Source organism: Paenibacillus sp. MBLB1832 (assembly GCF_032271945.1).
GTDB classification, from domain to species: domain Bacteria; phylum Bacillota; class Bacilli; order Paenibacillales; family NBRC-103111; genus Paenibacillus_E; species Paenibacillus_E roseopurpureus.
The window spans coordinates 3082319-3095252 of sequence record NZ_CP130319.1 but is presented as its reverse complement, the minus strand read 5'-3'; the positions used below and the strand labels follow the sequence as shown (position 1 = coordinate 3095252).

General features: G+C 49.4%; 10 protein-coding genes. 9 read left to right on the top strand and 1 reads right to left on the bottom strand.

The window, feature by feature from the left end:
• The first annotated feature begins 8 nt into the window (after positions 1–8).
• The 8 genes from MJB10_RS13805 (at position 9) to MJB10_RS13770 (ending at position 11184) form a co-directional block, all read left to right on the top strand.
• A complete protein-coding gene (locus tag MJB10_RS13805; protein ID WP_314795469.1) occupies positions 9–2402 on the top strand; it encodes a 3-hydroxyacyl-CoA dehydrogenase/enoyl-CoA hydratase family protein in 2394 nt (797 codons plus the stop codon).
• 303 nt (positions 2403–2705) lie between these two features.
• Positions 2706–3893 (top strand): acetyl-CoA C-acyltransferase, encoded by a 1188-nt coding sequence (locus MJB10_RS13800; RefSeq protein WP_314795468.1) that lies wholly within the window; start codon positions 2706–2708, stop codon positions 3891–3893.
• A gap of 57 nt (positions 3894–3950) precedes the next feature.
• Entirely contained in the window at positions 3951–5723 is a 1773-nt protein-coding gene (locus MJB10_RS13795) for an acyl-CoA dehydrogenase family protein (protein WP_314795467.1), read from the top strand.
• A 36-nt stretch (positions 5724–5759) separates the two neighbouring features.
• On the top strand, positions 5760–7430 hold the full coding sequence (locus MJB10_RS13790) for a long-chain-fatty-acid--CoA ligase (protein ID WP_314795466.1): 1671 nt from the start codon (positions 5760–5762) through the stop codon (positions 7428–7430).
• Positions 7431–7494: 64 nt separating this feature from the next.
• Entirely contained in the window at positions 7495–7911 is a 417-nt protein-coding gene (locus MJB10_RS13785; RefSeq protein WP_314795465.1) for a PaaI family thioesterase, read from the top strand.
• Positions 7912–8123: 212 nt separating this feature from the next.
• On the top strand, positions 8124–9710 hold the full coding sequence (locus MJB10_RS13780) for a PucR family transcriptional regulator (protein WP_314795464.1): 1587 nt from the start codon (positions 8124–8126) through the stop codon (positions 9708–9710).
• 126 nt (positions 9711–9836) lie between these two features.
• Positions 9837–10178 (top strand): bacillithiol system redox-active protein YtxJ, encoded by a 342-nt coding sequence (gene ytxJ, locus MJB10_RS13775; protein ID WP_314795463.1) that lies wholly within the window; start codon positions 9837–9839, stop codon positions 10176–10178.
• 124 nt (positions 10179–10302) lie between these two features.
• A complete protein-coding gene (locus MJB10_RS13770) occupies positions 10303–11184 on the top strand; it encodes a DMT family transporter (RefSeq protein WP_314795462.1) in 882 nt (293 codons plus the stop codon).
• Between the two features lie 90 nt (positions 11185–11274).
• Here the strand turns inward: MJB10_RS13770 and MJB10_RS13765 are convergent, their stop codons facing one another.
• Positions 11275–12438 (bottom strand): M20 family metallopeptidase, encoded by a 1164-nt coding sequence (locus MJB10_RS13765; protein ID WP_397386533.1) that lies wholly within the window; start codon positions 12436–12438, stop codon positions 11275–11277.
• 132 nt (positions 12439–12570) lie between these two features.
• On the opposite strand from MJB10_RS13765, the gene MJB10_RS13760 reads away from it, so the two are divergent.
• Complete coding sequence (locus tag MJB10_RS13760; protein WP_314795461.1) at positions 12571–12855, top strand: hypothetical protein; 285 nt, start codon at positions 12571–12573, stop codon at positions 12853–12855.
• Positions 12856–12934: the final 79 nt, after the last annotated feature.

The window sequence follows — 12934 nt, the reverse complement described above, 5'->3', positions numbered from 1 at the left end:
AGATAAGCATGACAACTATTCGTTCAGCAGCCGTCATAGGCTCTGGAGTCATGGGGTCTGGTATTGCGGCTCATTTAGCCAATGTAGGTATTCCTGTTTTACTGCTGGATCGTGTGCCCACTGGGCTAACACCTCAGGAAGAAGCGGCGGGTTTATCGCTTGCGCATCCGAAGGTTCGGAATCGGTTTGCCGTGAGTGCGATGGAAAAACTCGTCAAAACGAATCCAGCACCGCTGTATAGCGAAGCTTTTGCCTCACGAATTACGCCTGGGAATATTGAAGATGATTGGGCGAAGCTAAGCGGCGTCGATTGGATTGTGGAAGTCATTATCGAGAATTTGCAGGCAAAGCAGGAGCTTATTGCACGTATTGAAACGGTTTGGAAGCCAGGGATCATCGTCTCTTCGAATACATCTGGTATATCGATTAATGCGATGGTGGCAAATGCAGGTGCCCAATTTAAGAAAAGCTTTCTAGGGACTCATTTCTTTAATCCTCCGCGGTATATGAAATTGTTGGAAATTATTCCGAATACGGAAACCGATCCAGCTGTTGTTGCGTTTATGCGTGATTTTTGTGAGAAAAAGCTCGGCAAAGGCGTCGTGCAGGCGAAAGATACACCGAATTTTATTAGTAATCGAATCGGGACATATGGCCTTCTGGTTACATTGCGCGAAATGATAGCGAAGGGCTACACCGTCGAGGAAGTTGATGCCGTTACGGGACCAGCGATGGGGCGGCCGAAAAGCGCAACATTCCGCACGTTGGATTTGGTGGGGCTTGATACATTCGTTCACGTTGCGAACAATGTGTTTGAGCTTGTGACGGATCCCGCTGAGAAAGCGGTCTTCGACACGCCTGCTCTTCTGAAAGACATGGTGGCCAATGGCTGGATTGGTGAGAAGCAGGGGCAAGGCTTTTATAAAAAGGTGAAGTCAGCAGCGGGAACAGAAATTCAAGCGCTGAATTTGGAGACGCTGACGTATGCGGCTTCCCGCAAAATTAGCGGTGCCTCCCTAGAGGCTTCGAAACAAGCGAAGGGAACGGGAGCTAAGATCAAAGCGCTCCTGGGCGCGAAGGATCGTTATTCGGAGCTGGCGTGGAACATTTTGAAACCGGTACTGATATATGCTGCTGAGAAATGCGATGAAATTGCAAATAACATCGTGGATATCGATAATGCGCTGAAGTGGGGCTTTAACTGGGAGTTGGGACCCTTCGAAACGTGGGATGCAATCGGCTTGAAGCGCTCCGTGGAACGTATGGAGGCGGAAGGCAGCGCGGTGCCAGTGTGGGTAAAAGATTGGATTGCTGCGGGACATGACAGTTTCTATGAGCGGAAAGAGGGCCGAACTTTCGCATTATTGAATGCTGAGCTCCGTGAAGTCGAGTCGCGCCCTGAGGTGATTTCGCTTGCGTCGCTGAAGCAGCAAAACAAAGTAATTCGCTCGAACAGCGGGGCGACCCTGATCGACATTGGTGATGATGTGGCTTGCCTAGAGTTCAACTCGCCGAATAACGCGATTGGAGCGGATATTCTGACGATGATTCAACAGAGTGTGGATGAGGTGCGCAGTAATTATCGCGGACTCGTCGTCGCGAATGAAGGCAAAAACTTCTGTGTTGGCGCGAACCTCATGCTGTTGTTAATGGAAGCGCAGGATGGCGAGTGGGATGAGGTTGATGGCATCATTCGATTGTTCCAGAACGCGATGCTGAAGCTGAAAAGACTAGATAAACCTGTTGTTGCCGCTCCTCACAAAATGACGCTCGGCGGCGGCGTGGAGGCATGTATGCCTGCAGATCAGACGATTTTCTCGGCCGAAACGTATTACGGACTTGTCGAAACAGGCGTCGGACTCATCCCTGCTGGCGGCGGCTGCAAAGAGTTGGCGCTGCTCGCTAGTCAGCAAGTGAGGGACCCTGAAGTGGATCTTCAGCCTTGGATTAATGCAGCTTTCGAAACTGTGGCGATGGCGAAGGTGTCTACGAGCGGCCATGATACGAAGCGTCTCGGCTATATGCGGGCGGGGGATCGCGTCGTTGTGAATCCAGATCATCGGATTTATGAGGCGAAGCAAGCTGTCCTGCGGATGGATGCAGCAGGATATACGCCGCCACCACAGGAGAAAATCCGCGTGGTCGGCGAGAACGGCAAAGCGGTGATGCAGGTTGGCGCGTACACCATGCTGAAAGGCGGGTACATCAGCGCGCATGACCAAGTGATTGCGAATAAGCTAGCGCATGTATTGGCGGGCGGCAATGTGCCAGCAGGCACGCTGGTGACGGAGGAATACATGCTCGACCTGGAGCGCGAAGCGTTCTTGAGCCTGTGCGGAGAGCAGAAAACGCAGCAGCGCATGCAGTATATGTTGGCGAAGGGCAAGGCGCTGCGGAACTAGGGGTAGAATTAGGGGTGGAATTAGGGCGATTACAGCAGGTACGGACTTGATGACGGAACGTTAGTGCCTTATTTGGTCGGAAATCACCATTATGGCCGTGAGGCGGAACGTCAGTACTCTATTTGCTCCAAAAGTGGATAAAAACCTTGATTTAGCGGAATTAGCGAATCGACGTTCCGTCAAGGTGGCGAAAAGACTGCAAATGAGAAGAATAGCGCATCCACGTTCCGTTTTCAAAGAAAAACTGAGCGGATCGTGAGATAGAAGAGCTTTAATCCAATTACCGAATAAGAGGTGAGTTCGATGAAGGAAGCCGTCATTGTATCGATAACGCGAACTGCCGTTGGGCGCGCGAAGAAAGGCAGCTTCGCGCAAACCCGCGCGGAAGATTTAGGTAAAGCCGTACTCGAAGAAGCGGTACGGCGTGTTCCTGGCCTCGACAAGGGCGATGTCGAGGATATCATCATCGGCTGCGCGATGCCCGAAGGGGAGCAAGGGCTGAACTTCGCCCGCACGATGTCGCTGTATGCGGGCTTTCCCGTGACTGTGCCCGCGATCACGGTCAATCGCTTCTGTTCCTCCGGCTTGCAAGCCATCGCTTATGCGGCGGAGCGCATCATGCTCGGCCACGCCGAGGTGATCATCGCTGGAGGCGTTGAGAGCATGAGCCACGTCCCGATGACGGGCTTCAAGCTCTCACCGCATCCGCGGCTGGTCGAGACTATGCCCGAGGTGTACATGGGCATGGGGCACACCGCCGAAGCCGTCGCGGAGCGCTTCGGCATCTCGCGCGAAGCGCAGGATGGCTTCGCCACGCGCAGCCATCAGAAGGCAGCGGCGGCCATCGCAGCAGGCCGCTTCGTCGATGAGATCGTGCCGGTGAGCACGAGCGTGAAAGGCGTTGACGAACGCGGCAAAGCGTACGTTCGGGAGTTTGTGTTTGCCGCTGATGAGGGCGTACGCCCTGATACATCCGTGGAAGGGCTCAGCAAGCTGAAGCCAGCCTTCAGCTTGGGGGGCACGGTGACGGCGGGCAACGCGTCACAGACGTCAGACGGCGCAGCGGCGGCCGTGCTGATGAGCCGCGAGCGCGCCGAGGCGCTCGGGCTGAAGCCGATGGCGACGTTTAAATCGTTTGCACTTTCTGGCGTAGAACCGGAAATAATGGGTGTCGGCCCTGTGAAGGCGATTCCGAAGGCGCTTCAGATGGCGGGGATTTCACTTGCTGATGTAGATCTTTTTGAGATTAACGAAGCCTTCGCTTCCCAATGCCTTCATATCGTGCGCGAGCTGGGCTTAGATGAAAATAGAGTGAATGTGAACGGCGGCGCCATTGCGCTCGGTCATCCGCTAGGCTGTACAGGCGCGAAGCTGACGACGAGTCTGATCTACGAGCTGCAGCGCAGGGGCGGCGGTTATGGCGTGGTGTCCATGTGTATCGGCGGCGGTATGGGCGCCGCAGGCGTATTTCAAGTCCACGCAGCGGAGTAACCGGTCAGTGATCCCAAGTTTTTCCATTATCATCCACATGTTAAGGAGAGAAGCCATATGACAAGCAAAATTGTAGGTGGAAGTTTTGTCATTTCAGATCTTGACTGCCAAGCCATTGTAACACCGGAGGATTTTACCGAAGAGCATCGCATGATCGCGGAAACGACCCGTGATTATGTAAACGGGGAAGTGATGCCCAATGATGAGCATCTCGAGAAGTTGGATTATGATTTGACGGTTAAGCTCATGCGCAGTGCTGGCGATCTTGGTTTGCTTGGTGCAGACGTACCTGAAATTTATGGTGGACTTGGCCTGGATAAAGTTAGCTCAACGATCATCAGCGAAAATTTAGCGCGGGCGTCCTCCTTCGCTTTATCCATTGGCGCACATGTCGGGATCGGAACGCTGCCGATCGTGTTCTTCGGAACGACGGAACAGAAGAAGAAATATTTGCCAGATCTCGCAACGGGAGCGAAAATCGCGGCCTATTGCCTTACGGAGCCGACTTCGGGCTCAGATGCATTGGGTGCGAAGACGACGGCTCGATTGTCTGATGACGGGAAGCATTATATTTTAAATGGGTCCAAATTGTATATTACGAATGCGGGTTTTGCAGATATTTTCATCGTCTATGCCAAAATTAACGGCACGGATTTCACAGCTTTTATCGTGGAAAAAGGTGATCCAGGCTTCACGATGGGCCCTGAAGAGAAGAAGATGGGCATTAAAGGCTCGTCGACGCGCCCTTTATTTTTCGAAGATGTCAAAGTGCCAGTCGAAAACCTGCTCGGCGAGATCGGAAAGGGACATCTGATTGCGTTTAATATTTTGAACATTGGTCGATATAAATTAGCAGTGGGATGTTTGGGTGCAGCCAAAGAAACGATTGAGCTTGCGGTCAAATATGCGAATACGCGTCAGCAGTTCCAGACGCCGATCTCGCGTTTCCCGCTCATTGGCAAGAAGCTGGCAGAAATGAACATTCAAACCTATATACTTGAGAGCATGGTGTACCGCACGACAGGCCTTTTCGATAACATCCTCAAAGATATTGATCACACGAGTCATGATGCTGGGAAGACATCGGCCAAAGGGATTTCCGAATACGCGCTGGAGTGCTCAATTAATAAAGTGTTTGCTTCCGAGGTGCTGGATTTTGTTGCGGATGAAGGCTTGCAGATCCATGGCGGCTATGGCTTTATTCAAGAGTATAAAGTGGAGCGCATCTATCGCGATTCGCGGATTAATCGGATTTTCGAAGGCACGAATGAAATTAACCGCTTGCTCATTCCAGGCACACTGGTGAAAAAAGCGATGAAAGGCGAGCTGCCTTTACTGCAAAAAGCACAGGAGCTGCAAGGCGAGCTGCTTTCGTATATGCCAGGTCAAACGTTTGAAGAAATGTTAGCTGAAGAAACGCATCTGGTGTCGATGGCGAAGAAAGTATTCCTCATGGTCGGCGGACTTGCGGTTCAGAAGTATGGCATGACGTTAGAGAAAAACCAAGAGATATTGAGTTGTCTGGCAGATATGATGATTCAAATTTTTGCAGCAGAGAGCGGATTATTACGCACACTGAAAATCATTCAAAACCAAGGCGAAGCGAAAGCGGCCAACGCGATCCAATTGACGACGGTATTTGTTCATGAGGCTTTTGACAAAATTGAGGCATATGCCAAAGAAGCGCTTAGTACGATGGAAGAAGGAGATGTGCTTCGGACTCAGCTATCTATGCTTAAGAAACTGTCCAGACGCAGCAGTGTCAATACGGTCGGGTTGAAGCGTGACATCGCCGCACGTGTAATTCAGGGTGAGAAATTCATCAGTTGAGGAACGATGTCATGAACCTGAAGGGGATGGTTCTGTATGGGGGAGACAAAGCCTTGGTTGCGTCATTATCCTGCGGAAGTGGCGCCGACGTACGAGTACCCGAAACATAATCTAGCACGTTTGTTGGTTGATTCCGCAAGTCAATTTCCAGATCGTCCTGCCTTGTTTTTCTTGGGCAAAAAACTGTCATATCGTGAGTTAGTCACGGCATCGTATCAATTTGCTCATGTGCTGCTAGATCTCGGAGTTCGTTCAGGGGAGCGAGTATCGATTATGCTGCCGAATTGTCCCTCGGCCATTATCGCGTATTTCGGAACGTTAATGATGGGCGGGATTGTGGTGATGACGAATCCGTTATATGTGGAGAGAGAGCTGGTTCACCAGCTCTCGGATTCGGAAGCTGTAGTGATCGTCACATTGGATTTATTGTTTGAACGTGTACAGAAAGCGAAGTCAAGGACTTTCCTCCGGCATGTCATCGTCACTTCGATTAAGGATTATCTGCCTTTTCCAAAGAATTGGTTATATCCGATCAAAATGAAAAGGGACGGCGCCAAGCTCGATGTTGCGTATGGAGACGGCGTTTATGCCTTCAAGAAATTGCTGCGAGCTGCCTCGGCAGAACCGATTTGTGAGCAAGTGAATGCAGAGGAAGACATTGCGCTTCTCCAATATACAGGAGGCACGACGGGCTTAGCCAAAGGCGTTATGTTGACGCACGCTAATTTAATTGCGAATACGTATCAAACGAGCCATTGGTGCTACCGCGAAGAGGCTGGCGGTGATCGCTTCTTGGGTGCCATTCCTTGCTTCCATGTCTTTGGATTGACGGTGTTATTGAATCAAGCGATGCATCGAGCGGGCATGCTGATTCTCATTCCGAAGTTCGATATCGATATGATTCTTGACACGATCGACAAATTAAGGCCTACTATTTTTCCTGGCGCGCCAACCATGTATGTTGCCTTGATTAATCATAAACGGGTGAAAGAGGTTGATATATCCTCGATTAACGTTTGTGTAAGCGGTTCAGCCCCGCTTCCTTTGGAGGTGCAAGAGCGATTCGAGGCGCTGACGGGAGGTAAGCTTATCGAAGGGTATGGCTTAACGGAAGCCTCGCCTGTCACGCATGCAAATCCGATTTGGGGTTTTCGTAAAATAGGCACGATTGGTGTTCCTTTTCCAGATACCGTGACGAAAGTCGTTGATTCGGACTCAGGCGAGGAATTGCCGATTGGTGAGATCGGCGAGATTATCATTAAAGGTCCCCAAGTGATGAAAGGTTACTGGCGGCGTGAGCAAGAAACGGCAAAGACGATCAAGGATGGCTGGCTGTACACCGGGGATATGGGGCGCATGGATGAAGATGGCTTCTTCTCGATCGTTGACCGTAAGAAAGATTTAATTATTGCGGGTGGCTTTAACATTTATCCTCGTGATATAGAAGAAGTTCTCTACGAACATCCTGCTATTCTTGAAGCAGCAGTTGCCGGGGTTCCTGATGAATATCGAGGTGAAACGGTTAAGGCGTTTATCGTGCTTCGTGAGGGCATGACATTGACCGAGAAAGAATTGGACATTTGGTGCCGGGAACGGCTTGCAGCTTATAAAGTTCCTCGCAAGGTTGAATTCCGTCAATCACTGCCCAAAACAATGATTGGCAAAGTATTGCGGCGTCAATTGTTAGAAGAAGAAATGACCAAGTGAAGGTGGTGTAGCTTCGCTACCCAATAACGGAGCAGCCCTTTGCTAAAGACGTGGAGGGAGTCCGATGGATGATACGCAAGAACGCTTAATTCGTAAATTACAACAGTTAGCTGCCTCTGCGGAGTCCACTTTCTGGGGTTTTCTGGGATGCGAATTCGTTACCATGGAAAATGGCGCGATTACCATCGCACTAGAAGCGAAACCTCACCATCTCAATCCGATCGGGATGGTGCATGGCGGCGTGACCTCTTCGCTGCTCGATACAGCAATGGGAATCATTGCGATGATCGCTAGGCCCGAGGAGAAAGTCGTGACGACGAACTTGAATGTCCACTTCGTTTCTCCGCTTTACGCAGGGCGATTGTTGGTCACGGCGGAGCTTGTGCATCAATCCCGCAAAATGATTACTGCCCAAGGCCGTGTCGTGGACAGTGAAGGGAATTTGGGCACGATGGGGACAGGAACGTTCCGAGTCATTTAAAGATTATTGAATATGCGGCCTTCAATACCAAGTGATTTCTGGTGTTGGGGGTTCTTTTGTGTTGTTGATGTTATGTTATATAACATTAAAATGATGTTATTTCATTAAATTTTCATAAATACGTCTATAGTGTAAGGTTTATTGACACAAAAGCATTGACTGGATACTTCCTGTCATCCTATAATCGGTTAAAAGGCATAGGGGGAATCACAATGCATCTTACCATTCGTGAAGCATTAGCGATTTATCCGTTGACAGAGGCTAAGTTAGTCGCTGGTAAACAAGGGGATTCCCGTATCGTTAAATCCGTCAATGTCATGGATGCACCGGATATTGCAGATTGGACGAAATCGGGTGAGATGTTGTTTACAACTGCTTTCGCTATGAAAGACAGCCCGCAAGAAACCGTGAACCTCCTGCGCAAATTAAATGACCGCGGTGCCGCAGGTCTTGGGATTAAACTGGGGAGATTTTGGACGGAACTGCCGCAAATCGTCGTGGAGGAAGCGGATCGTTTGCATTTTCCAATTATCGAAATGCCCTTTCAGTTTACTTTTTCGGATGGAATGAATGCGCTGTTTAATGCTGAGTACCGCAGAAATACGGAATTACTGCAAACGGTGCTCGAGAAGCAAAAGAAATTAATGCATGTCGGTTTGAAGCAAGATCATATGCTAACGATGTTTCAGCTTATTCGTGATATTTTAGGGTATCCGATGGCTGTGGTCGGGGCAAGAGGTCAAATCTTATACAATGCGAGCACCTGGAGTCCAGATCAATTGGCTCAGAATTGGCCGAGTAAGCGTAAATCAGGGTGGGTCTACACAGGGAAAGACCGCGCCTATCGGATTGGTTTGCAGCAGCAGGAGGAGCCTTTAGGCCATTTGCTCGTTATGCCTGATGTGCTATTGCTGACGGCAGTCGAGGAAGGATTGTTTCAACAAGCAGCGGATATTCTGATGTTCCATATGAGCTACACGTTTCGTTCATTTGTTGAGGCGTCAGCGGAACGCGATATGCAAAATTATTTGAGCCGCTATCTGGATAAAGGGGCAGGACTCGAGGAGTTCATGGAGCAGGCCGAAGCGAGAGGCTTATTCATATTTACAGGTGCCTTTCAATGTGTCGTTGCCAAAGTGAAGAAAGAATCTCTTGGCGCGGAAGCGCTGCATGAAAATTTCAAAGACGTGAAGCACTATATGGAAACGCATGCGAAATCGAGTAATTTCCGCGGGTACCATTTTATGCTGAAGGATCGGATGTTCTCGATTTATTCGACAACACAAGGGGATGGATTTCCAGAGGAAGACCTCTCACAACTGCTTAGTAAATACGAAGGGAATTCGGCAACAGGAGATGGTCTAGTTTTCTACACGTCATCGCCAAAAGCGAAGCCTACTGCGTTGCGTGAAGCTTACATGGAGTGCGGCGAGACGGAGCGGATGGGCAGCTTGCTGCAGCTGCCTGACCGAGTGCTCAACTTTGAAACAATTGAGTTCGCGCATCTCTTTCAGCATTTATCGACGCCGACGATGGAAGATTATTGCGCCAAAATTTTGCGGCCGCTGCTCGAGAAAGACCCTGAATATTCCCAAGAGATGATTCGTACGCTAGAGGTTTTTATTCGGAATGATGGTCAAGTGAGTGAGGCGGCTAAGCAATTATTCATTCATCGCAATACCGTGACGTATAGGTTGGAGAAGATCAGCGATTTGTTGCAAGTTGATTTCAAAAAAGTCAATGATCTCTTGAAATTGAAGGCTGTATTTCTATTTCGCCAGTTCTTGCAAGTTCGATAGCTAGGAGAACCCTATTCGCCGAGTGGCGGGTAGGGTTTTTCGTACTCTAACAAGCAAGTAAGTTGCATATACCCACTCGTTATTCTATAATTTTCATGAAATCGTATAGAGAAGGAGATGTGTCACATGTCAGCTTGGAAAGAGTTAACAACGTTAACGGAGTGGCAAGAGGTATTCGACCGGTCATCCGAGAAGCCTGCTGTCATCCTGAAACACAGCACAACTTGTCCCGTAAGTGCGAGTGCACTTGACGAATATGAGCAATATTTATCTGGCACACATAATGAACAGGTAGATTATTACTTAGTGAAGGTGATCGAGTCGCGCCCAGTTTCGAATCAAATCGCGGAGGATCTCGGCATTAAGCATGCGTCACCGCAAATCCTTTACTTTAAGGATAAAGAATCGATCTGGAACACGTCGCACTGGTCTGTAACGAATAAGCATATGTCCGCAGTTTTGGACTAATTCATCACGTCAATGAGGCCCTTCGCTCAGCCTTTGAGTTGAAGGGCTTTCTCGTGTTCTGATTTAATTGAATATCGGTCAATAAATAAGAGACGCCGCTATTTTCACCTAAGGAGTTTACAACATGAACGCAATGAACCCAACCAAAATTCCAATTCCCATTTTTCTGCTTATTGGTATAATTGCTATTTCTTTTTCTTCTATTTTCGTCAAATGGTCAGACGCCTCGGCCGCAGTCATCGCCATGTACAGGTTGTTTATCACCAATGTCCTCATGCTCCCATTCCTATGGAAGTATCGCAACGAGTTTAAGCGGATCGTGCGGAGAGACTGGCTGCGCATTGCACTGTCAGGTGTTGCACTTGGCCTGCACTTCTTATTCTGGATGGACTCCCTTAGGTTTACGACGGTAGCCAGCTCCACAGCGATACTTACATTGGAGCCAATCTTCGTACTGGTAGGCGCGTTTCTGTTGCACGGTGTCCGGGCAAGTCGTTCTTCAGTGATCGCGATGTGTATCGCGATTATTGGCGCGATCTGCATCGGATGGGGGGATTTCCAATTTTCGGGAGAAGCGCTGAAGGGGGATGTCCTTTCCTTCGTGGGGACGATCGCAGTCGCTTTACATATGTTATTAGGCAAAAACTTACGTGAACGCATATCGGCCTTCGTCTATAGCTTTCTCGCTTTCCTATTCGCAGCGCTGACCTTGGCGATTACGAATGTGGCATCCCACGAACCGTTCACGGGGTACCCGCCAACGGATTGGGGGGTGTTCTTCCTTTTAGCGGTAGTATCCACGATATTCGGTCACTATGTGTTTAATTGGCTGCTGAAATATATGAAAGCTTCATCGGTCTCCATGACCGTCCTTGGTGAGCCATTGGGGGCATCTATGCTGGCGTATTTCTTGCTGGGGGAGACGATTACGACGATGCAGTTGTTAGCGGGATGCTTACTGCTGATTGGCGTAGGGTTGTTCTTGCGCAGCAATGAGAAGGGTTGAAAACAACCTTATATGAGCAATGAACGCGGATGTAACAAATAAGACCTCAAAGAGGTCTTATATTGAAAATAGGCTTTACGAACGACGTGGCTATTTCGAAGCAGCAAACTCCGCTTTAATCGCAGCAAGCAAATCTGGCTTCGAGAGCACTTCATACGCCGTAAAGGCGAGAGCTTTCGATGTGAACAGCATGCTGTCCAAGGCAGGTTCCGTCATCGCGAGATCGCGAAATTCCTTGGTATGCAGCAGATGACGTTCGTTCACGACTTTAACGAAGGGGTGAATGGTTGGACATTGCGTCGAGACATTGCCTAAGTCTAAAGAGCCATGGTCTTGGCCGGTTTGAATCTCTTTCGGGTCGACGCCTAAGGCGAATAACTGCTCCGTGAACACCTGCGACAATGTTTCATTCGTGCGGAGCTCGTCATAAGAAAACTCATAGAAAGATGTTTTCAACGTGCACCCCGTTTGCAACGCTGCACCTTCAGCGCAGTGGAGCACCTTCTGCACGAGCTCATTCGTATACGTCCGCGATGCCGAACGCACGTAGAATCGAGCTGCTGCGTAGTCCGGGATAATGTTCGGTGCTTTGCCGCCTTCGCTGATAATACCGTGAATACGGGCATGTGATTTAACTTGCTGGCGAAGCGCGTTGATGCTGTTAAAAAGCTGGATAACCGCGTCCAGCGCGTTGATCCCTTCATAGGGCTGTGCTGCGGCGTGAGCAGAACGCCCGAAGAACTCATACTGGATGGCATCCATGGCGAGGGATTCACCGGATTTTTCATAGGCATAATAAGGGTGTGCCATCAAGGCGATGTCAACATCCTTGAATAAACCAGCTTCTGCCATCGGCACTTTGGCGCCTTTGGTTTCTTCTGCTGGTGTTCCGTAGACGCGTATGCTGCCGCCTGTTTCGTTCAGGACGGTTTTCAAGCCGATAGCGGCGCCGATACTCATCATACAGATGAGATGATGGCCGCATGCATGACCGAGCTCAGGCAGCGCATCGTACTCAGCGAGAAACGCCACGACAGGGCCTGGTTTGCCTGAATCGTATGTAGCGATGAAGGCTGTTGGTATGTCTAATACACCGCGTTCAATTTGAAAGCCGTGATGCTCCAACTCTGCAGTCAGCCGGGCAAATGCCAGAAATTCTTCGTGTCCGAGTTCGGGATTCGCTCCGATATAGCTTGAGATTTCTTTGAATCTATCGGCGTTCCCATCAATGCTTTGAGAAATGGAGGATTTCAATGGCAGGTCAGCTCCTTTGTTGATCGGTTGTTCACTCCATTGTAGTATAAAGAAGTGTGTATTTCCAAATACAATCCATCATAGCGTACATCCGTTATGTCATAGTATGTAAGAGAAGGGGAGTAAAAGTCGATGATGAAATATGGGGCAGAGCATGAGGAACACCGGTTTAGCTTATCTTTTCAGGAAGCAGAGGATCGTGGGCAATGGCGTGATATCTACTTGAATTTGCATTTGGCGGAGGGGGAGGAGCTCCCGGAGGGTCTAACTGATCCAGCCATTTTAGTTATCTGCAATCAGGCTGGGGATATCGTTCAGATCGTTTTGCAGGATGAAGGTTGTGACTGTGAATATCAATTTACTCTTATGGAAAAAGCGCAAATCGAAGACTACACCCATCGTCTTGTAAACGCATAAAAAAGGACGAATGAACCCCTCTAGGTATCCATTCCCAAACTGGGCGGTGACGCATATAGTATTATACGTCATGCGATAG

Excerpts from the sequence above, each read along its gene's own strand:
- MJB10_RS13805 (WP_314795469.1), top strand. The coding sequence starts at position 9 with ATGACAACTATTCGTTCAGCAGCCGTCATAGGCTCTGGAGTCATGGGG.
- MJB10_RS13800 (WP_314795468.1), top strand. The coding sequence starts at position 2,706 with ATGAAGGAAGCCGTCATTGTATCGATAACGCGAACTGCCGTTGGGCGC.
- MJB10_RS13795 (WP_314795467.1), top strand. The coding sequence starts at position 3,951 with ATGACAAGCAAAATTGTAGGTGGAAGTTTTGTCATTTCAGATCTTGAC.
- MJB10_RS13790 (WP_314795466.1), top strand. The coding sequence starts at position 5,760 with ATGGGGGAGACAAAGCCTTGGTTGCGTCATTATCCTGCGGAAGTGGCG.
- MJB10_RS13785 (WP_314795465.1), top strand. The coding sequence starts at position 7,495 with ATGGATGATACGCAAGAACGCTTAATTCGTAAATTACAACAGTTAGCT.
- MJB10_RS13780 (WP_314795464.1), top strand. The coding sequence starts at position 8,124 with ATGCATCTTACCATTCGTGAAGCATTAGCGATTTATCCGTTGACAGAG.
- ytxJ (WP_314795463.1), top strand. The coding sequence starts at position 9,837 with ATGTCAGCTTGGAAAGAGTTAACAACGTTAACGGAGTGGCAAGAGGTA.
- MJB10_RS13770 (WP_314795462.1), top strand. The coding sequence starts at position 10,303 with ATGAACGCAATGAACCCAACCAAAATTCCAATTCCCATTTTTCTGCTT.
- MJB10_RS13760 (WP_314795461.1), top strand. The coding sequence starts at position 12,571 with ATGATGAAATATGGGGCAGAGCATGAGGAACACCGGTTTAGCTTATCT.